The organism is Rhodopirellula sp. J20-39 (assembly GCF_057365095.1).
Window position 1 is genome coordinate 3,938,269 of the sequence record NZ_CP195123.1, and the last position, 25,248, is coordinate 3,963,516.

Annotated in this window: 20 protein-coding genes; 11 read left to right on the forward strand and 9 right to left on the reverse strand. The window is 54.3% G+C overall.

Annotated features, from left to right (window positions below; all coding sequences use genetic code 11):
* Positions 1 to 296 precede the first annotated feature (296 nt).
* The 6 genes from ACR3ZL_RS14355 to pdeM are packed head-to-tail and all read left to right on the forward strand — an operon-like array spanning position 297 to position 8,922.
* Complete coding sequence (locus ACR3ZL_RS14355) at positions 297 to 1,628, forward strand: putative DNA modification/repair radical SAM protein (protein WP_473652436.1); 1,332 nt, start codon at positions 297 to 299, stop codon at positions 1,626 to 1,628.
* An 11-nt stretch (positions 1,629 to 1,639) separates the two neighbouring features.
* A complete protein-coding gene (locus tag ACR3ZL_RS14360) occupies positions 1,640 to 3,079 on the forward strand; it encodes a UdgX family uracil-DNA binding protein (protein ID WP_486172716.1) in 1,440 nt (479 codons plus the stop codon).
* Positions 3,076 to 4,155 carry a ligase-associated DNA damage response exonuclease gene (locus ACR3ZL_RS14365; RefSeq protein ID WP_473652433.1) on the forward strand — a complete coding sequence of 360 codons (1,080 nt, stop codon included), beginning with the start codon at positions 3,076 to 3,078 and terminating at the stop codon, positions 4,153 to 4,155. The genes ACR3ZL_RS14360 and ACR3ZL_RS14365 overlap by 4 nt, the downstream gene beginning before the upstream one ends.
* The gene (locus ACR3ZL_RS14370) at positions 4,152 to 5,759 is read left to right on the forward strand and encodes an ATP-dependent DNA ligase (protein WP_473652432.1); all 1,608 of its coding nucleotides are present in this window, start codon (positions 4,152 to 4,154) and stop codon (positions 5,757 to 5,759) included. Before ACR3ZL_RS14365 ends, ACR3ZL_RS14370 begins: the two co-directional genes overlap by 4 nt.
* Positions 5,756 to 8,248, forward strand: coding sequence for a ligase-associated DNA damage response DEXH box helicase (locus ACR3ZL_RS14375; protein ID WP_473652431.1), 2,493 nt, complete (start codon positions 5,756 to 5,758; stop codon positions 8,246 to 8,248). The genes ACR3ZL_RS14370 and ACR3ZL_RS14375 overlap by 4 nt, the downstream gene beginning before the upstream one ends.
* Entirely contained in the window at positions 8,245 to 8,922 is a 678-nt protein-coding gene (gene pdeM, locus ACR3ZL_RS14380; protein ID WP_473652430.1) for a ligase-associated DNA damage response endonuclease PdeM, read from the forward strand. The genes ACR3ZL_RS14375 and pdeM overlap by 4 nt, the downstream gene beginning before the upstream one ends.
* A gap of 20 nt (positions 8,923 to 8,942) precedes the next feature.
* Here the strand turns inward: pdeM and ACR3ZL_RS14385 are convergent, their stop codons facing one another.
* The 6 genes from ACR3ZL_RS14385 to ACR3ZL_RS14410 all read right to left on the reverse strand — a co-directional run bounded on the left by ACR3ZL_RS14385 (position 8,943) and on the right by ACR3ZL_RS14410 (position 15,218).
* Positions 8,943 to 10,415 carry a Y4yA family PLP-dependent enzyme gene (locus ACR3ZL_RS14385; RefSeq protein WP_473652429.1) on the reverse strand — a complete coding sequence of 491 codons (1,473 nt, stop codon included), beginning with the start codon at positions 10,413 to 10,415 and terminating at the stop codon, positions 8,943 to 8,945.
* Between the two features lie 83 nt (positions 10,416 to 10,498).
* Positions 10,499 to 12,139, reverse strand: coding sequence for an FAD/NAD(P)-binding protein (locus tag ACR3ZL_RS14390; protein WP_473652428.1), 1,641 nt, complete (start codon positions 12,137 to 12,139; stop codon positions 10,499 to 10,501).
* Positions 12,136 to 13,164 (reverse strand): 2,3-diaminopropionate biosynthesis protein SbnA, encoded by a 1,029-nt coding sequence (sbnA, locus tag ACR3ZL_RS14395; protein ID WP_473652427.1) that lies wholly within the window; start codon positions 13,162 to 13,164, stop codon positions 12,136 to 12,138. Before sbnA ends, ACR3ZL_RS14390 begins: the two co-directional genes overlap by 4 nt.
* Before the next feature lie 330 nt (positions 13,165 to 13,494).
* A complete protein-coding gene (dps, locus tag ACR3ZL_RS14400; RefSeq protein ID WP_473652426.1) occupies positions 13,495 to 13,983 on the reverse strand; it encodes a DNA starvation/stationary phase protection protein Dps in 489 nt (162 codons plus the stop codon).
* 268 nt (positions 13,984 to 14,251) lie between these two features.
* Entirely contained in the window at positions 14,252 to 14,803 is a 552-nt protein-coding gene (locus ACR3ZL_RS14405) for a TIGR03067 domain-containing protein (RefSeq protein WP_473652425.1), read from the reverse strand.
* Between the two features lie 283 nt (positions 14,804 to 15,086).
* Complete coding sequence (locus ACR3ZL_RS14410; RefSeq protein ID WP_473652424.1) at positions 15,087 to 15,218, reverse strand: hypothetical protein; 132 nt, start codon at positions 15,216 to 15,218, stop codon at positions 15,087 to 15,089.
* Between the two features lie 583 nt (positions 15,219 to 15,801).
* Here ACR3ZL_RS14410 and ACR3ZL_RS14415 point away from each other — a divergent pair.
* The 4 genes from ACR3ZL_RS14415 (at position 15,802) to ACR3ZL_RS14430 (ending at position 19,563) form a co-directional block, all read left to right on the forward strand.
* Positions 15,802 to 17,043, forward strand: coding sequence for a DUF1559 family PulG-like putative transporter (locus tag ACR3ZL_RS14415; protein ID WP_473652423.1), 1,242 nt, complete (start codon positions 15,802 to 15,804; stop codon positions 17,041 to 17,043).
* A 184-nt stretch (positions 17,044 to 17,227) separates the two neighbouring features.
* Positions 17,228 to 17,395 (forward strand): hypothetical protein, encoded by a 168-nt coding sequence (locus ACR3ZL_RS14420; protein ID WP_473652422.1) that lies wholly within the window; start codon positions 17,228 to 17,230, stop codon positions 17,393 to 17,395.
* 726 nt (positions 17,396 to 18,121) lie between these two features.
* Positions 18,122 to 18,289, forward strand: a complete 168-nt coding sequence (locus ACR3ZL_RS14425; RefSeq protein ID WP_473652421.1) for a DUF1328 domain-containing protein — start codon at positions 18,122 to 18,124, stop codon at positions 18,287 to 18,289.
* Between the two features lie 275 nt (positions 18,290 to 18,564).
* Positions 18,565 to 19,563: an NAD(P)-dependent alcohol dehydrogenase gene (locus ACR3ZL_RS14430; RefSeq protein ID WP_473652420.1), complete on the forward strand. Its 999-nt coding sequence runs from the start codon at positions 18,565 to 18,567 to the stop codon at positions 19,561 to 19,563.
* A gap of 126 nt (positions 19,564 to 19,689) precedes the next feature.
* Here the strand turns inward: ACR3ZL_RS14430 and xylA are convergent, their stop codons facing one another.
* The gene (xylA, locus tag ACR3ZL_RS14435) at positions 19,690 to 21,012 is read right to left on the reverse strand and encodes a xylose isomerase (protein ID WP_473652419.1); all 1,323 of its coding nucleotides are present in this window, start codon (positions 21,010 to 21,012) and stop codon (positions 19,690 to 19,692) included.
* 131 nt (positions 21,013 to 21,143) lie between these two features.
* On the opposite strand from xylA, the gene ACR3ZL_RS14440 reads away from it, so the two are divergent.
* A complete protein-coding gene (locus ACR3ZL_RS14440) occupies positions 21,144 to 22,301 on the forward strand; it encodes a XylR family transcriptional regulator (RefSeq protein WP_473652418.1) in 1,158 nt (385 codons plus the stop codon).
* A 48-nt stretch (positions 22,302 to 22,349) separates the two neighbouring features.
* Here ACR3ZL_RS14440 and ACR3ZL_RS14445 read toward each other — a convergent pair whose 3' ends face one another.
* Positions 22,350 to 23,495: a DinB family protein gene (locus tag ACR3ZL_RS14445; protein ID WP_473652417.1), complete on the reverse strand. Its 1,146-nt coding sequence runs from the start codon at positions 23,493 to 23,495 to the stop codon at positions 22,350 to 22,352.
* Positions 23,496 to 23,618: 123 nt separating this feature from the next.
* On the reverse strand, positions 23,619 to 25,178 hold the full coding sequence (locus ACR3ZL_RS14450) for a DUF1254 domain-containing protein (protein WP_473652416.1): 1,560 nt from the start codon (positions 25,176 to 25,178) through the stop codon (positions 23,619 to 23,621).
* Between the last annotated feature and the right edge of the window lie 70 nt (positions 25,179 to 25,248).

Sequence of the window (25,248 nt, forward strand, 5' to 3'; positions counted from 1 at the left end):
TCCGTATCGTTTCGTTGGTTCAACCTGCGACGTCGATCAAACCCGGCGGGCTAGATAAACGATTAGCAAGATGACCAAAACAGTTCCTAAGAGTCCGCCGCCGATATACATGTCATTCTCCGAAGTGGATTGTTGGTTGGCGGCCTAGCAACCGCTCTGATGAACCAACTGGAAGCAAAAGGTGTGCCAAGACTTAGCCGGGTGATGGGCCAAGTGTTGGCGGTACGACCTTTGCAAACTGCACGCACTCAGTTGTGAGCGTCTGCCCTAAGCGGGATGGCTGTAATAAACGCATCTTGGCAAACGCGTACAGTATTCGGGCACTGGCGAAGCAGTCGCTTGTATTCGTTCTTGAAAAGGCGACTGACTTAATGATGGATGTGCAAGGCAAACTCAAGATCTTGGCCGATGCTGCGAAGTACGACGCTTCGTGTGCGAGCAGTGGTTCGAAGGGCACTCGGGCCGGCAGCCAAATTGGAAGCACGGAAGGGATGGGGATCTGTCATAGTTACACGCCTGACGGACGCTGCGTGTCGCTGTTGAAGATCCTGCTGACGAACTACTGCATCTACGATTGTCAGTACTGCGTGAACCGTATTTCCAGTGACACGCCGCGGGCCCGCTTCACGGTCGACGAGGTGGTCACGTTGACGATGGAGTTCTACAAACGTAACTACGTGGAAGGGCTCTTTTTGAGCTCAGGGATCATCCAGAATTCTGACTACACGATGGAGCAATTGATCGAGGTCGCACGTCGTTTACGTACCGACCAGCATTTCGGTGGTTACATCCATCTGAAGACGATTCCCAACGCCGCACAGGGGTTGATTGATCAAGCGGGGCAATGGGCGGACCGACTTAGTGTGAACATCGAATTGCCGACTGAAGGCGATCTCGTCCAGCTCGCGCCTGAAAAGAAGAAGCCGCAGATCGTAAATGCGATGAGCGGCATTCGCCAGAAGATTGACGAAAACAAAGAGGACAAGAAGTCCGGCTTAAAACCGCCTCGGTTCGCTCCCGCGGGACAAAGCACTCAGATGATTGTGGGGGCGACTCCGACACCCGACTTGGAGATCTTGAAGACGGCATCGGAATTATACACTGGCCAGCACCTGCGTCGCGTGTACTATTCGGCCTACAGTCCGATCCCGCATGCCGACGCGAGACTGCCCGGCCAATCGCCGCCCTTGGTTAGAGAGCATCGTTTGTATCAGGCCGATTGGCTGATGCGATTCTATGGCTTCGATGCCAGTGAAATTGTGGCCGATAGCGATTCCAATTTGTCGCTAGAGATGGACCCAAAGTTAGCGTGGGCGTTGGCCAATCGTCACTTCTTTCCGGTCGATGTGAACCTGGCTAGCCGGGAAGAACTTTTGCGTATCCCGGGCGTCGGAGTGCGGAACGTGGATCGCATCCTGAAGATTCGGAAATACCGAAGTTTACGCTGTGCTGATATGCGAAAACTGCGTGTGGCTTGGAATCGCACAAAGTGGTTCGTGCAAACCAGCGACCACAATCCTGGGTTGGCCAGCCTCGATAAGCTCGACTTGGGTAAAAAGGCGAAACCCAAGAACAAGCAACTGCTTCTGTTTGATGCGGCGACTTCAGCGGTCACGGGTGAGGTGTAGTGGGCGGCGGGATGCAGACATGTTGTGTCGAGAACTATGAACAGTGGCGAACGCAGGCCAGGCGTCTTATCCAGGCCGGCATTCCACCGATGGACGTCCATTGGCAATCGGGGTTCGAACAGCCCTGCTTATTCGGGAACGACGATGAAAGTCATGCTGACGGTCCTGCCTTCAGCGGCAACACGTCGGGCTCAGGAACAGTGGAAGCTAGGCCTGAGACGCCCAGCTTTTCGGTGCCGCGTCCTTTCCTGAGCTTGGCCGAGCAAGTTGCCTGCCACCGTGACGCGGATCGCTGGTCGCTATTATACCGAACGCTATGGCGGATGCGTCACGAACAACGCGAGTTGCTGAGCATCACTACGGACGATGATGTCTATCGACTAACGCAGATGAAGAAAGCGGTGTCGCGAGACGTTCACAAGATGAAGGCTTTTGTACGCTTTCGTAAGGTGGGTGATGACCCGGAAGTTTTGGTCGCTTGGCATCGACCCGATCATCGAATCGTCCGATTGGCGGCTCCGTTTTTCGCCAGACGGTTCAAGGGCATGAATTGGTCCATCTGGACGCCGGATGAATCCGTGATTTGGGATCAATCCGAGTTGCAATACGGCCCTGGTGTCCCTGCGAGCGAGGTGGCAAGCGACGACGCTTTGGAAGAATTGTGGAAGGCGTATTACGCGTCTATCTTCAACCCTGCGCGGGTGAAGGTGGCAATGATGAAGCGCGAAATGCCGGTTCGTCACTGGCCAACGTTGCCCGAAGCTCAATTGATTCCTGAATTGCTTCAGCAGGCGCCCACTCGAGTGCAACAAATGATTGATACGCACGAAGGTTTTGACCAAACGGCGATGCACTTCATGCCTGAGGAAATGACGTTGCCGACACTTGAGGCTGCTGCGCATCAGTGTTCGGCGTGCGATCTATGCCATGCTGCGACGCAGGTTGTCTTTGGCGAAGGCTCGTCCGATGCAAGATTGGTTTTGATCGGTGAGCAGCCTGGTGATCAAGAAGACCTTGCCGGCCGACCTTTCGTTGGCCCGGCGGGGCAATTGCTTGACGATTGTTTTGCATCGGTAGGGCTCGATCGCGGCGATGTCTACATCACCAACACCGTCAAGCATTTCAAGTTCACCGAAAGAGGTAAGCGACGATTGCACAAGAAGCCAAACTCGCGGGAGATTTTCGCGTGTCGGCCTTGGTTGGAAGCGGAACTTGCGGTGGTCCAACCCAAGGTGGTGGTCTGTTTGGGGGCAACGCCGGCGCAGGCTTTGCTAGGACGAGACTTCCGTATCACTAAATCGCGTGGCCAGTTTCTGCAAACCGATTGGTGCGAACTAACGCTGGCGACCTGGCACCCCGCAGCAATCCTGCGAATGCCCGATCAGGCGCGACGCGATCAGATGCGCGAACAGCTAGTCAGTGACCTCCGACAAGCGGTGGAACGTTTATGATTTTGGAATCGACTCCGTCAGGTCTGTACTGCGCTCAAGGCGGGTTCTATGTGGATCCAAGTCGACCGGTCAAACGCGCCGTCGTCAGTCACGCACACACCGATCATGCTAGATGGGGATCTCGCCACTATTTGGCCGCTACCCCTAGCGAGCATTTGTTGCGGATGCGAATGAGCGATGATGCCGAGTTTGAATTTCTGAACTACGGAGAATCGAAAACGATCGGCGGTGTGAACGTCAGCTTTCATCCCGCCGGTCACATGCTGGGTTCGGCGCAGGTGCGTTTGGAGTATCGCGGTCGAGTGGAGGTGGTCACGGGCGATTACAAACTAGGCACGGATCCCACATGTGAAAGTTGGCAGCCGATCCGTTGTCATTTATTGGTGACTGAGTCGACTTTCGGTTTGCCGGTATATCGCTGGCAGCCCGAGCAGGTGACGACCGATGCGATCAACGATTGGTGGCGACAAAGCCGCGACGACGGCAAGTGTTGTGTGTTGTACGGATATGCGGTCGGAAAGAGTCAGCGGCTTCTGGCCGGTTTGGACCCTGGTATCGGTCCGATCTACACGCACGGTGCAGTGGAGAAAGGGACTGATGCGTACCGACGATCCGGCGTCTCGATGCCCGATACAACCTACGTTGGATCGATCGAGGGTAAGCACGATTGGCGTGGTGCGATGGTGGTGGCGGTACCGAGTGCCCACGCCACGCCTTGGATGCGTAAGTTCGGAAGAGTCAGCACTGCGATGGCGAGCGGTTGGATGGCGGTTCGAGGCTCGCGACGTCGTCGTAGCGTGGACCGAGGGTTCGTGGTAAGCGATCATGTTGATTGGCCATCTTTGTTGCAGGCGGTGGAAGCTTGCGATCCCGAAACAGTTTGGGTCACCCATGGCTATTCAGCGGTTGTCGCCCGCTATCTAAACGAACAGGGCCGTGATGCGGAGGTGCTCGAGACGACTGCTCGTGGTGAGGACGAAGAGGAAGCCGCGACCAGTATGCCCGACATTGATAATGAGGAAGCGAGCGATGGCGCCGAAGATGCAGCAAACGCGAAAACCGGAGCTACCTCATGAAGCGATTCGCTCGGCTATACAACACGCTTGATTCGACGACCAAGACGAATGAAAAGATCGCTGCGATGTCCGAATATTTCGGCGAGGTGGACGGTTTAGACGCGGCGTGGGCGATTCACTTCTTGTCGGGGAGCAAACTACGGCGTTTGGTTCCCAACAAGCTGCTAAGAAGCTGGGCGGCGATCGAGGCGGGGATTCCTGATTGGTTGTTTGACGAGTCGTATCACGCGGTGGGTGACTTGGCCGAAACACTGACCCTGACGGTTCCGCCGGGCGAGTCCGCGGATGATCGCTCATTGGCGTACTGGATCACAGAGCGTTTGATGCCATTGGGTAAGATGGATGAGGACGAACAACGTGACGCCGTCGTCAACATTTGGCGACAAACGCCCACGCAGCTTCGATTCGTGGTGATGAAGCTGATCACCGGATCGTTCCGCGTGGGGGTTAGCAAACGGTTGGTGACACGTGCCGTTGCGGATCGCTTTGATGTTCCCGCGGATGTGGTCGCGCACCGATTGATGGGCGATTGGAAACCGTCCGAAACGCTTTTCGATCGTCTTATCGACCCGAACACGCAAGACACGATTGTCAGCCAACCGTACCCGTTTTGTTTGGCTCATGCACTAGACAACGACGTTGGCCCGGAACCGCTTGGGGATGTATCGGACTACGTTGCCGAATGGAAGTGGGACGGTATTCGAGGCCAAGTGATTCGGCGACGGGAGCAGACTTTCGTTTGGTCTCGCGGTGAAGAGCTGATGGAAAAGCGTTGGCCTGAAATCGAAGCCGCAGCGGCCACGTTGCCCGACGGCACCGTGTTGGACGGCGAGATTCTAGCGGCAACGAGTGCGGGTGAAGTGCTGCCTTTTTCCGCTTTGCAAAGACGAATTGGACGAAAGACGATCGGCAAGAAACTGCTTTCGGAAGTCCCGGTTGTCTTCCATGCGTTTGACCTTCTGGAAGAGAACGGAGTTGACATCCGGTCTTTGTCTTTCATTCAGCGGCGACAACGTCTGGAAAGTTTACTGTCGTCCGTTGAGCATGCGCATCTTGCCGTAACACAGCTGATCGATGGTGCGTCATGGGACGATTGGCGTTCAGTTCGCGAAACCAGTCGCGATGAAAACGCCGAAGGTTTGATGCTGAAAAGCAAAGCGGCTGCGTACGATATTGGACGTGTACGGGGCACGTGGTGGAAATGGAAGGTGCAGCCATACACGATCGATGCCGTTCTGATCTACGCTCAAAAGGGTCACGGCCGACGTGCGAGTTTGTATACGGACTACACCTTTGCGTTGTGGGACGATGACAAGCTGGTGCCATTTGCTAAAGCCTACAGCGGGCTGACGGATGCGGAGATCCGCAAGGTGGACCGATTTGTTCGTACTCATACCCAAGAGTCATTTGGTCCCGTTCGTAGTGTCGAACCAGAACTGGTGATGGAGTTGGCGTTCGAAGGCTTGCAACGCAGTTCACGCCACAAGAGCGGCATTGCCACTCGCTTTCCTCGTATCCTGAGGTGGCGTTTGGACAAGAAGGCTGCGGACGCCAACCGGCTGAGCGAACTGTTGGAACTACTACCTCAAGACGAAGTCGTTTGAACAAGCCAGTCTCACCGAAACGAGAGACGCCTTCGCGGATTGTTGACCGCTACTTTGCGTCCATCGGTTGGAAGCCGTTCGCGTTCCAGCGGACGGTTTGGCGAGCCTACCGTGATGGTTACAGCGGTCTGCTGCACTCGGCCACCGGTACGGGAAAGACGTTAGGCGTATGGATGGGACCGTTGCTGAAGTGGTTGCAGGAGAACCCAGATTCGTCGCGTTGGAATCCGAAACGCAGCCCTGGCGTTCGTGTCCTCTGGATAACCCCGCTTCGAGCGCTCGCCGGTGACACTGAAAGTTCACTGCGAGCTCCCATCGATGCTCTTGGTCTGCCATGGTCACTCGAATCTCGCACCGGGGACAGCAAACAGAGTGCGAAGACTCGGCAACTCAAAAAGTTGCCAACGGCATTGGTGACTACGCCGGAAAGTTTGTCGTTGATGCTGACCCATGAAAAATTGCTGACCCAGCTATCCGAACTGGAAGCGGTCATCGTTGACGAGTGGCATGAGTTGCTGGGAACCAAACGCGGCATTCAAACTGAATTAGCTCTGACTCGCTTGCGGGCTCTCAACCCGAAATTGAGAGTTTGGGGTGTATCGGCAACGCTAGGGAACTTGGATGAAGCGTGTTCGGCGTTGATGGGCGAATCGCCCAATCAACACTTGAAGGTGGTCGAGGGCTTTAAGGACAAGAAGGTCAAGCTTGAGTCGATCATACCGAAGCAGATGGAAAGGTTTCCTTGGTCGGGACACATCGGTACCAAAATGGTCCCGCAGGTGGTGGAGTTGTTGGAAACGGTCAATAGCACACTCGTGTTCGCTAACACCCGATCTCAGACCGAAATTTGGTACCAGCATCTGCTGAAGCAAAAGCCCGAATGGGCCGGACAGATTGCGATCCACCATGGCTCGCTCGACATGTCGGTCCGCCGGTGGGTGGAAGATGGGTTGCGTGAAGGGAAATTGCGAGCGGTGGTTTGCACCAGCAGTCTCGATTTGGGCGTGGACTTCACCGCCGTCGACTTGGTCATTCAGATCGGCAGTCCCAAGGGGGCCGCAAGGCTTTTGCAGCGAGCTGGACGAAGCGGTCACCAGCCCGATGCGGTGAGTCGACTCGCTTTCGTGCCGACCAATGCGATGGAGTTGATCGAACTTGCTGCGGCTCAAGACGCGATTCGGGCCGGGCGGTTGGAAGCTAGGCCGATGCTGGAAAAACCGCTCGATGTTCTCGCACAACATGTTGTCACGATTGCGATCGGAGGCGGCTTCGATAGTGAGCAGCTACTGAACGAGGTTCGCACCGCGTTCGCGTATAGGAAATTGACCGACCAGGAATGGAAGTGGGTACTGAACTTCGTCGTTCGCGGTGGGGAATCGTTGGAAGCCTATCCGGATTTTCACCGTGTGGAAATTGTTGATGGGCGGTATCAAGTTACGCTTCGACGGACGATTACCAACCACCGGATCAACATCGGTACGATCGTCTCGGATACGTCGATGCAAGTGAAGTACATGAAGGGAAAGACGCTGGGAACCGCCGAGGAAAGTTTCCTATCGAAATTGGATGCTGGCGATAAGTTTCTGTTCGCGGGCCGTGTGGTTGAGATGGTGCGAGTCAAAGATAATGCTGCCTACGTTCGTCGAGCCACTGGGAAACCAGATACGGTGCCACGTTGGATGGGTGGACGGATGCCGTTATCAAGCGAATTGAGCAGTGCGCTGCGGCAACGGATCGAGCAAGCTTCCGAAGGAACCTTGATTGGTCGCGAAATGAAATCGTTACGTCCCTTGTTCGAATTGCAATCTCAATGGAGTGTGCTACCGCGCAGCGATGAGTTGTTGATCGAAAAGGTGAAGACTCGCAACGGCTACCACGTGTTCCTATTCCCCTTCGAAGGGCGGTTGGTGCACGAAGGGCTTGCCGCGTTGTTTGCCTATCGCTTGTCGCGATTGCGGAAACAATCCTTTTCAATGGCTTGCAACGATCACGGGATCGTGTTGCAATCACCCACCAAGATTGACGTGGAACAAGCGGTTACCTCGGGTGTGTTCGCGACGGACCATTTGATTACTGAAATTTTGGAAAGCATGAATTCCACCGAGATGGCGAAGCGACAATTTCGCCAAATCGCTCGGGTCGCTGGTCTTATCCAACCTGGGCTACCCGGTCGACGTAAGAGTGCGAGTCATTTGCAGGCCAGCAGCAACTTGTTTTTCGACGTGTTTTGTCAATACGATCCTGACAACATGTTGTTAGAACAGAGCCGACGTGAGGTGCTTGAGCAACAGTTGGAGTCCTCAAGGATGCACTTGACGCTACGACGAATAGAAGCCAGCAAGATCGTCATCAATGAGCCACCGCGAGTCACGCCCTTGTCGTTTGGACTGTTCGTCGACAAGCTTCGGGAACGTGTCAGCAGCGAAACACTGGCGGATCGGGTTCGGCGTATGCAGGAAGACCTTGAACGAGTGGCGGCGAAGCAATGAGGTCGAAATCGGTTTCAGTTTCCGTTGGTGGGGTGCGTTTGCGATTGTTTCCGCAGCGGGCAGCTTATAGTGAAGAGCACGAGACTCTGTTCGTCGCCGATACGCATTTGGGCAAAGACGCAACCTTTCGACGGCACGGCGTTCCGGTGCCGGCCGGCGGCAGTGTGGAAACATTGCGTGTCATCGAAAATCTATTGGCTGTGACGCAAGCGAAGCGATTCGTGATCCTAGGTGACATGTTCCACGCACGATCTTCGCTAACGCCCGAAACGGTCTCGGCCGTCGAAACCTTCTTCTCAAAACATCCCGCGGTGCAGTCGATCCTAATTCGCGGAAACCATGATGCTCACGTCGGATCCCTGCCCCGACATTGGCCGATACGGGTTGTGGAAGAAGGCAGTCGATTGGGCTCGATCGCACTAGGACACCATCCGGGTGCGGTTCCAACGGGAGCGAGTTTGTTGCTCTGCGGGCACCTACATCCGGCCGTTCGCGTGGGCGGTCGTCGTGACTCGTTTGGAAAACTTCCTTGTTTTTGGCTCTCCAAGGGATGCTTCGTCTTTCCAGCTATCGGTGACTTCACCGGCACTCATGTTGTCGAAATGAAAGACCAGGACCGGGCCTGGATCATTGCGGACGACGAATTGGTCGAGTATTCGACACCAGTGTCATAGTTCATTTTCGTCGAAATGACTTAACTAGCGGACTCGGGTGCATCGAGCGAATCCAGTTTGAACGTGTCGCAAGTGACGTTCGGAACTACAACGTTTTTTGCAAGCGGAAATTGGTGGGAACGGCTTTCCAAGAAGTGCATCAAGTATCCTGCGGTATTCGGGAAGACCACAAGATCGCCGCGGCGAATACCTCGTGGGAAATTCATCCGGCGGAGCGACAACAGTTCCGACTCGGTGCAATACGCACCCACCAAATAGCCGGTCATTGGATCTGAATGGCCTGCTCCTGTTGGCAACACGATGGGATCTACCAGAAAGTCATCGCTGGATGTTCTGCACTGGGTGCGGTTCATTGAAAGGCCAATTAGCCAATCGCCGCTCGCGTTCTGTTTTCGGTACTCCACCCGCGCAACCGTCATGCCGCAACCATCCATCAGACTACGCCCGGGTTCGCAACGCAGTTGGATGTCAGCGTTGCTTAGCAGTTCGGCAACGGTGACATCGTCGATCAGGCTATCGAGGATCGAGGCTAGCCACGCTTGTCGCGTTGGCGTTTGGTAGTACGGGTAGCTCTTCGGCTGGCCAATCACTGATTCGCCGATTACTTGTCGACCCAGCGGATGATTTCGGTAGGTGATCGGTTCGCGTTGGTCGAGCAGCGAACTTTCGTGTTCCTGCCAAAAGTCCTTCCATTGCTGCTCGGACTCCAGATAGTTGACGGGAAAACCACCGCCCATGTCGATGAAAGTCGGGGCGTGTCCCAATGATCGCAGTTGGTTGATCCACTTAAGTGCATCTTGAAGTCCAGTGACTCGCTGCTCGGAATCGTAGCCATCTAAATGGAAATGGACGCCAACTACTTCCACGGGAAGTTCGCCCAACTGATCCATAACATTCCAGTCACGGTCGACATCGAACCCGAATCGTGTCGGTAGCTTTTGACCTTGGTGAATGAACCCGCCGATCCGCAGCGCCACCTTCGCGTGACTGCCAGATTGTTGAGCTACTGTCGCGACAACTTCCAACTCGTCTCGGTTATCGATCGCGATACAAATCGAATGTTGGAGACATAAACGTATTAGCGATTCATTCTTAATTGCTGCCGTGCAAATGATCTGGCTCGGATCCACTTCACGATCCAGACATTGCTGGATTTCGTTTTCGCTGGCAGTATCCAGTCCCGCACCGCACTCACGAGCCTGATCGATGAATGACAAGCACTTGTTCGATTTCCGCGCAAAGAAGACTTGGAAGTCGAGCCCGCGTTCCAATGCGACCTGAGTCACTTCCTTGATATTTGACTTCATCGGAATGACGTTGATCAAGTTCAGTGGAGAACCGTGCTCGCCTACCAGGTCGCTCAACAGGCCATTGCCGAAAAGATCCGCCATCCATGGTTCAATGCGAGCGTTTAGCGGCATGACGCCGTGGCAATGATCTCGCCAAACGCCGGTCAGGTTAGAAGATGAAGGGTTGGTTTCGGTTGCCAACATGGAAAGTCGTCTTAGGTGATGATGAGGGAATGGTGCTCGCTTCGTGCTCTATCGAAATTTGATAGGCAACCTGTGTCAGCATGCTAGGTGCAACGCGATTCAGCTAACACCGCGATTTCGCCAGCCCAATTTTGGATGTGGGTGTGGAGAGTACGCGTTAAGGTGTCATTGCCGACGACCCAGCCTTCGGTGGCACGCCCGAACACAGCTAATCCGGAAATTGGACCGGTAGAGTATCCGCGGTAGTCTACCATCACTCCGCCGCTCGCTACATCGACCTGTACTAAACCAGCTTCCGTCAACTGCCGAAGCGGACCGTTGATAGCCTGCTCGTGAGGTCCGGCAATGACGGCATTGATGGTGACGTCGTAATCTGCGGCGATATCTTGTTGCAGTCCAATCGTGACGACGCCGGCGTGAATCAGACTAATCAATCGGCCAACGTTCTCCGCTGGTGGTCCAAACGCGATTCGCTCCATCTCACGAGCCGTCCTGACGTATCCGTGCCAACTATTGGCGTCCAGACCACCGTGGCTGATCAATTGAACAAGCTCGGGATAGAGACGACGCCATGCATCGCCCAGTGCGAAGGGGATATCGATAGGGCGTTTTCCCTTTGCGACGCCATACGATTGGATCATCGCCTTGCGAGCGGTGCTTGGATCCATCTTGTAACGGGACCAACCATCGAACCAATCGATCACGTTTCGAGCGGAAGCGTCACACCCACTCTGATTCAATAACTTCGCCGCAGCGTCAGTGACGACAGGCCAAATATCGCGGTGGAAGGTTAAACTGCCGTGATTAGGTAAGAGCGACTTCAGACGATCTCGGAACGGAATCCAAAAGGTATCTGAGATCGGTTCCATCTTTGCTGCAGGCTTGGACAACATCGGGCGACCTGATCGCGAACGCAGGTCGATTCTCAAAGGCTCATGACCCGACGAAACATAGCGAGGCAGGACGCCGTTACCAACGAAAGCACCGCCACGGCCTTCCGTTAACGCCAATACAGCATCAATGGCGGTCAGCCCAAAGCCTTGCACAAGGACGCGACTATTCCTGGGAACCGATTCGGTTGTCAGGTAACGGTCGGCTGGAAGTGCCGGGATTGGGGTTGAACGAGGTGACGTCTCGGTCAGGCTAGTCCGTGAACCGCGTAGACCTTCGTGGCCCGTGGTGATGGCGACCTGATCGAATTGATAGGTCTGGTGATCAGCTTGGATCACAAATTTCGATGCCTGGTAGCGGATGTCACTTACCTTTGCCGGTACGATTTCAAAGCTTGCGACGTCAGCCAATCGTGTCCTCACCTCGGCAAAGCAGTCATGCAGGTACTCGCCGACGATGGCGCGAGGAATGTAATTATCGGATTTGGCGTACTCGGGGTACCGAGTAGACAGCCAACCAAGCAGCGAATGCTTGCGGATGGTTTTTTGACCTGCGGTCGTTTTCCAGAAGTCGATGTGTTGCGTTGCAAAGTTCATACGAAGCGAATGGGACTGGGACGGGTTGTAAACCGCTCCCGCACCAAGAACCTCCGCAGGTTCGAATACGGTGATGCATAGACGCCGGCGCTGATCGGTGGACAGTCGTCGGCTGATCGCTTCGAGACACTGCAACCCGCGTGGCCCGCAACCAATGATTGCGACTCGCAACAGCGTATCGGAATTATTCGAGTCAAAGATTTGCGTGGAGGCTGGATTGTCTTGCAAGGTCTTCACGCGGCCACCTCGAGTTCCTGTTCGACTGTCTTGCCTTGAACCAGATCGTTCAACTGTGTCGCGTTGCAACCGAGTTCGGTTGTCACCCAATCATCGTTAAACACAGTTTCTAGATAGCGTGTTCCCGAATCGTGCAGGATCGCAACGCAGCGTTTTCCGGCGAAACGTTCTTGCATGCGGTCGACTGTCATCAGGACACCACCGGCGGATCCGCCGACCAGCAAGGCTTCCCGTTGTGCCATTCTTCGGCATCCGACCACACAATCCAAGTCGGTCACTTTGGCGACGTGACTGAATGCTTGTCCCACCGCTAGCGGCGGCTCTTTGCCCGCGCCCAATCCAGGGATGAGTCGCGGACCGGCTTCGCCACCGAACAGAACGCTTCCAGTTGAATCAACCGCAACGACTTCAACGTCGCGTCCGGATTCCCTCAGAAAATCTCGGCAGCCTTGGGCGGTACCCGTGCTACTGGTGGCGACAAACAGCACATCGAATTCGTGATTGAGAGCCTCATCGATTTCACGAATTGTACCTTGATAGTGGGCTAAAGGGTTTGCGGGGTTGGCGTATTGATTTGGCCAGAAGCTATGTGGTGTTTCGTCGAGCAATTGTTGGACGCGAGCAATCCGTGCTGACAGAAAGTCGCCACGAAGTGGTGCACTCACCATTTCAATTTTCCCACCCAAAGCTTCTATGATGGCGAGGTTTTGACGCTGTGCTCGGGGATCCACCACGCAAACAAAGTTCAGCCCGTGGTAGCGACACGCTTGTGCCAGCCCGATACCCATGTTGCCCGATGACGATTCGATGATCGTTGAGCCACCATGAATCTTTCCACTTTTAAGTGCGGATTCAAGCATCTGTCTTGCGGGACGATCTTTCGCGCTACCTCCGGGGTTGGCCGATTCCAATTTGACGAACAACTCGATGTCGTCGTTAGCAAGGAAACGGTTCAATTTGATGAGCGGTGTGTTTCCAATCGCATCAAGTACGTTATCGGCGATCTGAGAAAGATACTGAGTCATGGTGGTCGCTCGCGCTAGGGTGGATGGTCGAATCCGCTAACGCAATCCCTGTGCCAGTGGTCTGTTGATTGCCAGACTTTGCGCCGAATGAGATCGGCCATCCGCTTGTGGAATACGCTTCCATATGTACTCACATAGACAACAAAAAACGCGACTACTCATTGGCCGTCTTCTTAATCGAAGGTGGCTACGAGTGCCGCGTATTTGGAATCATTGTCTATGTCGATGATGAACTTGAATGTACATCGGTAAGCCTTGATGCCTTCAAGTTCCTGGTCTCTCTCGATTCAAACTATCTGGCTTGAGCGGAGACTAGAAAGAGCTCCCGTACTAAGCTTCTTGAGCCTGCAACATCCAAAGATGTTTTTCTAACGGTCCTGAAATCGCGATCAATAGATCTTCGGTAATGGGATCGATATCGCCCGCTTTTTCGATTCCGCTACGCAAGCTTTCGATCGCGGTCTTCATCGCGTCAGCGACAAGTGTGATCGTCTCTTGAACCTTCACGAATTGATCGGGATAGTTGCTCAAGTCGCTTTCAGTGGCGACGGTGGACGAACGGCCGTCAGGCGAAACGCCAAGTGCAGAGATCCTCTCAGCGACTTCATCGGATGCATCGCGCACCGTGACGATAATTTCGTCGAGCTGTAGATGGATGCTTCGGAAATTGGGGCCCACTACGTTCCAATGTGCCTGTTTCATCAACAAAGCAAGGTCAATAAGATTGGTGAGATTGGATTGCAGGACCGAGGTGATTTCTGCGTTCGGTTCGCTGTCTAAAATGTCACGCTTGAATTGTGTTTTGGTTGCTGTAGCCATCATGGTTCCCGTGGAATTTGTGTACGCCAACTACAATTGGCACTGAATGAGAGAATCGACGTCACGCCTGATCGGTCGACGAACAATTGGTAGAAGCAAACAGCGGGCCAAAGCTCCGGAAGGCAGTCTGGCTGAGCACGGCAGAGCGATATTGCTGGTGATACAGCGTTTAATTAGTGCTCATTTAGTAGCCGCTTTGGCCTCAGCAGCTGGATGCGTGAGGCTAAGACTTTGGCGATAGGCAACCGAGTGCTATCTAACCGCTGATCTATTCGACGGTGTGGAGAACAGGGACGGGATCGCCTTGCTTCTTACCGAGCGTGAACAGCATGATCTTGCTTCCGGCAGGCGATTCAAACTTCTCGGGCCGGTCGGCTCCTGGCAAGGCGTAGCAGAGAATCCACCGTTTTTCGCTGTTGATCTTGAAGATGCCGGATGCGGAATTGTCGCCAGACACACGAGCTTTGCCATCGACGGACGGGTGAGTAGACGCGCCCTTCGCAACCGCACGCATCGTAATCTCCATTGGTGATTTGGTTTCATCCATGGTGAATACTGCTTCGTAGCGAGCTTGGTCATCGCGATCGTATGTAACGATGGTGTTATTGGTGATAGTGACGTAGGTTCCGGTGACATCAGCCAACGCGAGTTCGCGTCCCTGATTGACACCAGCGATGATCTCCCATCGCCCTTGAAGCCTTTCCTGTGCTGATTCCTTCGATGTTTCTGGTTTTGATTCCTTCGTCGATTCATCCGCACGAAGCGTACTGGACGAAAGGGTGAGTGTGAGTACGGCAAGGGCGGCAACGCAAAAACGCATGACTAGTCTCCAAATGGGTGTGTTGTGAACTGTTGGATCTGTTCAGGACCGTTTGCAATATCGTTAGCAATCAATGTGCCGTCGCGACTCAAACGGTTTGCCAATGTTCGGCGGTTGAGATCAGTTCGAACTGAGGTCATTGCACCTTCTCTCGCTTGGCAGTACCGATGCCGCTAGTTCGGTTCTGGTCGGTCTTCATCCAGCCTGCGCGATCAGCGTTCTGTTGATCCTGCATCATCGCTTGAGGCTTCCGTTGGATCTGAGATGTCCACAAGTATGCCCCCTAGGCGTCCAAACGGATAAGTGAGGGCACACTTGCATCCAATTGCGGCTGGCGAGATTGATGCTTCCCTCGGTTGAGTTCGATTCCATACAACTGTTTGGAAGCGACTTCCTCGGCCGCTGTGACAGGCATGCCGACAAGGGATTGGATCGAGCGATGTTGCAGTAGAACTGGTTGTCGATCGAGAGAACGAGGTAGCTCGGTGCTAGGTTTGCTGCGGAGTTTGCGCTTTTAAAAAAATATTGATGCCCAAGTCGGCTGAAGAACCGGTTACTGCAAGAGGTCCGCCATCACCCCCCTGCCACAATCAACATGGTTGTGAAGCAAACTGGCGTGTTGTCAGATCGCTTAAGGGGCGACATGACTCCTTTCGGGTCGCACTGGGTTAAGGTCTGACGCTATGACCAAAAGTCGGCTAATAACGGTCTGTTGGCGCGATGAGCGACTATCGCTTCCGTGTTTGATTGAATCGCCGTTAGGGGGCGATATTTGGTTGTGCGCATTTAGGTGGATGGCCAATTGAATCATCCAATCAGCGATGAAGGTGTTTGTCTAAACTGCTTCGCGACGTCGAGCGGAAACCTCTGTGTTCTTTTCTTTTCAGTGCTTCGCCCCACGAGTCGTACTGATCCTAGAGCAGCAAGTCGAAATTCTGCGTCACGAAGACGAGCGTTTGCCCGTTTCGATCAACTTCTAAATTTGTAGAGAGTGAATTGTGACCAGACAAAAAGTCAATCGTGGTTTTACTTTAGTAGAGCTGCTCGTGGTGATTGCGATCATCGGTGTGCTAGTCGGCTTATTGTTGCCGGCAGTTCAATCAGCACGTGAAGCAGCAAGACGAATGAGCTGCAGCAATAATTTCAAGCAAATCGGCTTGGCAATGCACAACTACCAAGCGACGTTCCGGCAGCTACCGATTCAAGGCGGTGGAACTTCTACTTTGGTTTCGGGTCGAGAGAAAATTCCAGGCAGCAATAGTCTTGAATTGTCAGCGTTGGTCGGGTTCACCCCGTTCATCGAACAGCAGGCTCTTTGGGAGCAAATCTCGAATCCCTACCAAGTGCCGGCTGGTCAGCCCGGTGCTGGAAACATCTATGCACCCATGGGGCCCTATCCAGGCCGCGTGTTCAGTCGCCTCGTTGCATCTGACGCTGGTCCTTACGATCCGTACGAATCTGACATCCCAACGTTCCGTTGCCCCAGCGATCCTGGTATTGGACTGCCAGCAATGGGACGTACCAACTACGGCGTAAGCATGGGCGATTCGATCGATGTGACGAACTTGGGACAAATCTATAACACCAACGGAACACCGAAGTCGACGACCATCTTCTCAGAAGCGAACGCCAGCAATCGCGGCTTCTTTAAGAGCCATCTGAAGAGCTCGTTCCGAGATGTTTTGGACGGTCTATCCAATACCATCGCGATGGCGGAAATGGTCACGGACATTGGTGATGACGATCGACGTACTCGACCGGTCAATGGAACATCCGGGCCAACGGGACCGTTGAAATCAATAGGCGGCGCTGTGGCTTGCGAGTCTTTCGTCGATTCGGATCGTCCGTTGTTTTGGGACGCATCGGCGCCGTTCACCAGCAGCGCCGTCGACAATCGACGTGGTTATCGTTGGGCGTGGGGCTTGCACCTGCACTCCGGTGTTTACACCGTTTTGCCTCCTAACCGCGAGTTGTGCTTTAGTGCGAACTGGCACCAAGCTGAAGCGGTTTGCCCGCCAAGCAGCCGACACCAAGGCGGTGCCCACGTCTTGATGGGCGATGGAGCGATCAAGTTCATCACGGACTCGATTGACGCAGGAAATCTATCCTCACGAGCGATGGTCTCGGTCGACAGTCAGAACGACGATTCGCTGTCGTCCCCCGGGTCGGCTAGCCCGTTTGGCCTATGGGGTGCGCTTGGTACTCGTGCTTCTTCGGAAGTCATTAGCGACGAGTTCTAGACACGTTGGACCAGTCCTATTCTGGTCTTTCGCGAATGCAACGTGCCCAGGCGCTGGGCACGCGTTTGTAAGCATGCGATCAGTTGCTTGATCGATCTCCAGGGCGTCAAACTTAGCAATCACCGCTAAGTGTTGACGCTCTTATCGCACCGTCTTCTTATGTCCTTCTAAATGTGATTCCGTTATGAGTGTTCGTATAAATTGGCTTGTTGCAGCCGTAATGTTGTCTGTCGCCTCGATTGGTTGTTCGAAAGAGGAAGTCGGCAAAACCTATGACGTTTCCGATGTCGAGCAATTGTTGATCGATCATCCGGAGTTGAGTGCTCCTCCACCGGCCGAATATGCCGAATAGCAACTAGCGCTTCATCCATATTAAACCTTGGGGTGTAGTGGGCGAGGCGACGAGCCCGTCAGGTTGGTGAGTGGATGGGATTCGTCGCCTCATCCACTACGATCAACCCCAAAATGAAATGTAGATGAAGCACTAGCCCTACGTAGTCGTTGCGAAATGTGGTCCTGCTTAGCTCAGTTTCGTCGCTTAGAGCATTTTGAGATTTGACATGCCCGATTCCGGTAGCTGGGTTCGCCAGAATTCAGTTTGCGGTTCGTAGGCCGGGCCAAGCGCAGCGACGTTCCGGCATTCACGTGACTGCCGGATGGACGTCGCAGAGCCTCCTTCATCCGGCCTACTTTGGGTCGCTGCGCGATTGGTTTCTGTAGCTGGAGTCGACAAAAATCAGAGCACCGTAGTCTGGCGACACCGCCTACATCCTTTTCTACAACGCTCAAGCTCGCCCGTACCGTGATCGATCAGCAAGATGATTTGTGATTGCGGCCAAGTGCCAGTCGTCGGATAACTTTTCGTGTTGGAGGCGCAGCATCCAGGCTGTACGGTTATCGTCCGGCATGCTTGCATCCAAAGCCGTCTTACGTAGCAATCCAGCATGCTTAGCAGTAAATGACGCGAAACCTTAGTTCGTTGTGGGAATTTGGCACAGCAATCGCTGTTGCTTGATAGCAAAGCAAAGGAGCCAACTTCACGCTCCATGCAACACCACAACCACTACTGGAGACTGCTATGTTAGGCTGGGCTATGACTTTTTTGATTATCGCGTTGATCGCAGGCGTGCTCGGCTTTGCAGGCCTAGCCGGTACTGCTGCATCGATCGCCAAGATCCTCTTCGTTGTGTTCTTGGTGTTGTTCGTGATCGGGTTGATCATGGGCCGTCGCGGACCGGTTGCCTAGTTGCACCGGTATCTCGTTTAGCTGGCCTTCCGTTGGATCTCGACGCGGGCCAGCGGTGATTCCGAGAGACGTAGTTCTAAGTGCATTGCTCTCGATGCAATTTAATGGCGGTGCCGTTCTAGGTGTCCGCAGTCTACTGTTGGCTACGACTAACTCGCACGTATTCGCTTAATCACCGCGTCAGCGAATGGTCGCGGAATAATTCCTCGTGCGATCTCGTGCGATCTCGTGCAATGCAGTGCAATGCAGTGCATCCATTCCAAGGGAGTTCGGAGATGAAGAGCCAAGAGTACGCGACCGTCGCGGCTAAACCGCGGTCATCATCAATGATTGCGATGGTTTACGATGATTACGGCGATGCAGGTGTATTGCACTCGGCGACTGTCGATGTACCCAAGCGGCAATCCGGTCAGGTGTTGATCGAGGTGTTGGCTTCAAGCGTCAACCCGATTGACTACCGCATGCGACAAGGTGAGATGAAGGGGCTGCTTCCTGGAGGCTTCCCACGGATTCCTGGCTATGATGTGGCTGGGATCATCGCCGAAGCGGATGAAGACTCGGCTTTCCAAGTTGGCGACCGAGTCGTTGCTTTCCTGGACTCGGCACGTGGCGGGGCAAGTGCACAGTATGCTGTTTGCGGAATCAACTCAGTCACGTTGCTGCCCGAATCCGTTCCAACGGATATCGCTGCTGCAATGCCCTTGGCCGGTACCACAGCACTGCAGTCATTGCGTGATCACGGTCGAATGAAACCGGGTGATCGCGTACTGATCAACGGTGCTAGTGGCGGCGTGGGTATGTTCGCCGTTCAAATCGCGAAGGCATACGGTTGTCATGTTGATGCTGTTGCCAGCAGTGACAATCGAGATTTTTGCCTATCACTGGGGGCTGATCATTTCTACGATTACGCCGAGACTGACTTTACGAAGTCGAAAGAACGGTGGGAGGTGATCTTCGACGCTGCTGGTAAAGCCAGTTACTGCGACGCTCGCGATGTAATGACGGAACATAGTCGTTACGTTTCGACTGAGCCCGACGTGAAGGGGATGATGATGACTGTTTTGACTTGGCCATTATCCAAGTCTGGCACCGTCATGTTGGCCAAGCCGAATGCGGAAGACCTTCGTGAACTGATCCGCTTGTACGAAGAGGGCAAGCTGAAAGTGACCATCGATAGTACCTTTCCAATCAGCGAGCTCGATCAGGCTCATCGCCGTGTGGAAGAGGGCGTTGATCGAGGTAAGGTCGTGCTGAAAAGCGACAACTACGCCTAATGACGCAGTTCTGGTCACCTATTGAGACGATTCAAATAAAAATGGCCCCCGGTAACTCCGAGGGCCATTTTTTCGTTTTTGGATGCGAATTCAGCTAAATAAGGCGAAACGCTTTCCGCTGAGGATCTAGCAGAGATCCATGTCCATGTAGCGGTTAACGATGTTTTCTAACAGCTCTTGCCGTCCGCTGGCGTTGGGGGCTGCTTCGCCCTTACCCAGCATCAGTTCTTCGAGTTCGGTAAACGAGGTTTGACCGGCTTCGATTTTCTTTCCGAGATCGCTATCCCAGCTGCTGTAACGTTCCGCGACAAGTTTATCGATCGCACCGTCTTCGATGATCTTGGCGGCGACCTTCAGTCCGCGAGCGAATGCATCCATGCTGCCGATGTGGGCGTAGAACAAATCGATCGGCTCAAAGCTTTCCCGTCGTACCTTTGCGTCGAAGTTCACGCCGCCAGGGTTCAGGCCGTACTTGAGCAGCACGAGCATCGTTTGCGTGGTGAGGTAATAGTTCGTCGCGAACTGGTCGGTGTCCCAGCCCAATAGCAGGTCACCGGTATTGGCGTCGATGCTACCCAGTGCACCCTGCATGCCGGCGTATTCGAGTTCGTGCATCATCTCGTGACCGGCAAGGGTCGCGTGATTGGTTTCGATATTGAGCTTGAAGTGATCTTCCAAGCCGTAGGTACGCAAGAAGTTCAAGCATGCGGCCGCGTCGGAGTCGTACTGGTGCTTGGTGGGCTCTTTGGGTTTAGGCTCAATCAAGAACTGTCCGGTAAAGCCGATTTCCTTGGCGTAGTCGACCGCCATGTGGAAGAATCGACCGAGGTGATCCAGCTCGCGCTTCATGTCGGTGTTGTATAGGTTCTGGTAACCTTCGCGGCCGCCCCAGAACACGTAGTTTTCACCGCCAAGTTCCTTGGTGACTTCCATCGCCTTTTTCACCTGTGCGGCGGCGAAAGCGTAAACTTCCACATTGCAGGTTGTGGCGGCACCATGCATGAAGCGTGGATTGCTGAACATGTTGGCGGTGCCCCACAGTAGCTTCACGCCAGTACGCTCTTGCTCTTCTTTAAGAACCTTCGCGACGGCATCGAAGTTGGCGTGTGATTCCGACAGCGTGGCTCCTTCGGGAGCAACGTCGCGATCGTGCCATGCGTAGAAGGGGGCGTCGAGCTTTTCGAAGAATTCGAAGGCCGCTCGGGCTCGGTTGCAAGCGTTTTCGACAGATTCGCTGCCATCATCCCAAGGGCGGTGCATCGTCGGGCCACCAAACGGATCGCTGCCAGTTCCGCGGAAGGTGTGCCAATAGGTTACGGTGAAACGCAGGTGCTCCTTCATCGTCTTGCCAGCGACCACTTCGTCGGGGTTGTACCAACGAAAAGCCAACGGATTGGCGGACTTAGGACCTTCGTACTGGATCTTGGAAACTTCAGGAAAAGCGGACATGGGGGCCCTTGGGTTGAAGGTGGGAGTGGTGCTTGGGAGCTATTTCACCTATTTTAGCGGCCCCTACGGTGGTCCCAAGTAGATATTGCGCATGCCATCGTTGATAATTTACATGCTTGTTGGGTCCGGGAATGAAGCACCGATCCGTTGCCCTCTTAATCGAAACCTCCAACGGATACAGCCGTGGGCTGTTGGACGGCGTGATTGCGTACACCAAGGCATGTGGTCGATGGTCAGTTCAGTTGACCGAACAACAACGGGGAGCGACTCCACCGGCTTGGCTCGATTCTTGGGATGGCGACGGCATCATTGCGCGAATTGAGACCGACGCGATTGGGCGGCAATTGCTCAAGCACCGGCTTCCGATCGTCGACCTCAGTGCCGCGCGACATGTCAGTGGTGTGCCATGGGCAGACACGGAAGATCGAGCGATCGCCCGGCTCGCAGTCGATCATTTTGTCGAGCGAGGGTTCCGCAACCTCGCGTATTGTGGCGATGTGGGTTTCGTATGGTCGACGCGTCGAGGTGAGCACTTCCGGCAATTGGCTGATCAGGCTCAGTGTCGGTTCTTCGAACATCATTCCGCCGCACGGTATGACGACGGATTCAATCCCACAGCGGAAACTCGCCGGATCGGTGCATGGCTACAAGGGCTGCCGCGTCCACTGGCGGTAATGGCGTGTTATGACTTCAAGGCTCAACAAGTCCTGGATGCGTGCCGGGCGATGAAGCTGGCGGTTCCCGAACAAGTTGCGGTTCTTGGCGTTGATGATGATCGGATGATTTGCGAACTGAGCGAACCGACGTTGTCGAGTATTATTCCGGACACGAAACGTACCGGCTATGACGCGGCGGCACTGCTAGACCGAATGATGTCAGGCGAAATCGTTAACGCGGACCAGCCGTTGATCACACAACCCTTGGGGGTTCATGTGCGTGCTTCGACGGACACGTTAGCGATTGAAGATGAGGAGATCGTCAAGGCGTTGGGATACATCCGCCGTCATGCGACAGCGAATATCCGAGTCGTGGATGTCTTGCGTCAGGGAACGCTTTCTCGTCGATCGCTTGAGCACCGCTTCAAGAAGCTACTGGGCCACACACCGGCCGAGGAGATTCAAAGAGTCCGAGTGAACCGGATTAAGGAATTGTTGGTCGAGACCGAACTGACGATCGGGGAGATTGCTGAGCGCACTGGGTTTGAATACGGCGAATACATGGCGGTCGCGTTTAAACGCAGCATGGGGTGCACGCCGACGGAATATCGATCTCGTCGGCTTTCGGATTAGCTAGTTGCTAGTTTGATGCGATTGGTCGCTGCGCTTAAACGCCCGGTTCTACAGGTTTGGCCATTCGGGGAGTTCGAACTTCTTGACCGTGTTGGCGGTGTGCTCGTCATAGTGCTGGTCCATCTTCACCAACAATGCTTTCAGACTAGGCCAGCGACTGCCGGGAGCTTTCTCGTTCACGTCGAGGCCGTCTAGCAGGTACGCGAAACGTCGACAAAAATCGCTGACCCGCTGCATCTGGCGAGCTTCTTCTTTGCCGTCCCATTTCGGGTGAGCGAATTCGTAGTCAGGCGGCATCTGTTTGGGATTCAAGTCCATCACCGGAATCGTTGGATCAATCGCATGATAGATCTGCGAAAAGAACTGCAACTGTCGGCCCATCATGTGTTCCACATTCCAGCGAGGCGTGTGAGAACCATTGGACGGTTTGAAGTTCAATTGCTCGATCGACAACTTCGCAAAGATGGCTTGTGACTTCGAACACGACTCTTCCATCGCCACGAACAACTCATTCAGTTCCGCCGGCATCTGCCAAGGCTGGTCGGTTAGGAAAACGATTTTTGTCGCGTTCGATGGATCGATATTGCTTTGAGCAACAGCAATCGTGTTGTGGTCCTGGTGATGGAACTGCGCCTTATCGTCACCGCCAGATTTCAATTCGGATTGTTGCTCCGACGTGATCATCAACGGCACGAACGTTCGCACTTGCTTAACGACTTCGGTATCTAAAACGCCAGCATTTCTGCTTAACAACACATCGATGGGACCGAGCGAGACACAATCGGTTGGTTTCATCTCGGGGCCAGCGACCACGATGGTGACGCCATCGACTTGCACACGTGCAAGATGGTTAGCCAGGATTTGCACGCCCAATTGATTGGCAGCCAGTCCTGCACCGCTCGTCCAGTCGGTGTCCGTCCAGGTCGGCTCGGGAGCGTTGTAGGGACGTGCCAAAACACGTTCGCTCGATGCCGAAAGTGAGACTTGCTCGAACGAGGTGAGCGATTCAGGTAATCCAGCCTCGAACGCGTTGATTGCGATCTTCAGTCCCCACTGTGTCTGAACCGAAACCACGCCACCCGGCCATACCTGTACCGCCACAGGCTGACCGTTGCTGGCCAAGGCGGTACTTGCTGAGTTAGCAGCGGTGAGAAGTACGACGGTGAGTAAGCCGATGATTCGACAACTAGACATGGCCGGGACCTGATGAGAGTGAAATGACACGTGGCAGTGTAATGCGATGACTGCCAAATGACCATCGAGTCGCCGAGCCCGCATCCGGTAATCGATAGACGTTGCCTTGGACCATCGAGGAACTCACTTCACTAGCATAATCTCGCCCGGTCGCCACGTTTTGTTGAACCAAGGGTCCAGCGGTCCATACAGACGCAGCAGCGGATACCAACCTTTGCTGGGAACGGTTTGGATCCAGTTGTTCTTGTTCTTGGCAGGTTCCTCTGGGCCAAAGCGAAGCGTGACAGAGCCATCGGGATTCTCAACCAAGGCGTCGCGTTTGCTGTTTCGGCTAGGAAAAGGCTGGCCGGTCTGCAATTCCGAGCGGGTCTGCGGATCGTAGATCACCACCGACCAGAAATCGCTCACCGGAACATCGGCGGGAATCGTGAGTGTGTAGTCCTTGCTGCCGTCGAGATAGTTGCCCTCGTTATCGGTAGTCGTGTACGCGTACTGCGACCCTTTGCCCACCATCTTCAGCACCATGGCAGGCGTGTTTACCGTCGCCTGATAGAAAAACAGCGTGCGAGCATCCAGGTTGCGACCGCCCAGTCCTCCATCCTTCAACCAGCGATAGTCGCCACCAACAAATGCGGTCATCCAACCGCTGTTCTCGTAATACTTGACTCCTTCAAGACGAGGTTTGAACGCGATTGCTCGTGCGGTGGCGTTACCGATCGCCACCGCCTCGGTCAGGATCTGTTGCTGCTTTTCGGTTGGTTCGAATTTACTGCCCTTCTGGATCCCGATCGCCGAGATCAGTCCTCGCAATTCCGGTGGGAGCATCGAGATCGGCTCACGCTGAATCACGTCATTCAACTCGTGATAGAACTCAAAGTTGTTCGCATGGATGGTATTGAACTCTCGCTTTGACCCGTTGATGAATTTCATCGCCGGCGGATTCTTCGCCTTGGACAACGGATAGATCTTCAGTCCGTCCTTGAACATCTCGTTGGCGGCGTTCGGCTTTCCATCGACCAGGAAGCCTCGCAAGATCAGCCAATTGACATAACTCGGTGACTTTGAGACGTAGTAGGTTTCGCCGTCGACTATTGTCTCCTTGCTTCCGATGGGGCCTTCTAATTTGCCCTGGTAGTCGGGAGGCAGAATCAGATACTTGCCGCCCTTGCCGGCGTCGGGACCGGGAATCCCCATGTCAGTCACGAATCGGAAGTAGGCGTCGTTGACCGTGCCGGGGCCGCACTTGGCGGGGATCTCGACGACCGTTGGTCCGTCTTTTTTCAAATCCAGGAAACCCGAGCAATAAACGGTATCGGTGTTTCCGGTCAGAAACAGTGGCGTGGAATCAAGGAGGTCTTCCAACAGAACAACGTCGTTGCAATCCTTGGCACCGAGTTCAATGTTGCCCAAACGCAAACCTTCGATCGACGTCGCAGGGATTCCGTTCAGAAACGTCTCCACGCCGCGGATCAGCAACAGATTGTCATAAAGCTTCTCGACGGTCGCGTCATTAGGACGCCCGTCAGAAAATTCCAGCGTCCCGATACGTGTGTCCAACCGATCCGGCGTCATGATCTTCGCGGGAATCTTGTGGTTGTATCCGGGGGTGGGATCTTCCGCGAACGCGGTCGAGATCGCTGCCGTGAATGCGATCGCGGAGAGGACGGCGAGGTTACGTTTCATCAGACACCTGTACTGGTTATCAAAGCGGATTCAGTTGGTTGGTTCACAAAAGATCTTTCACAAGATCCAC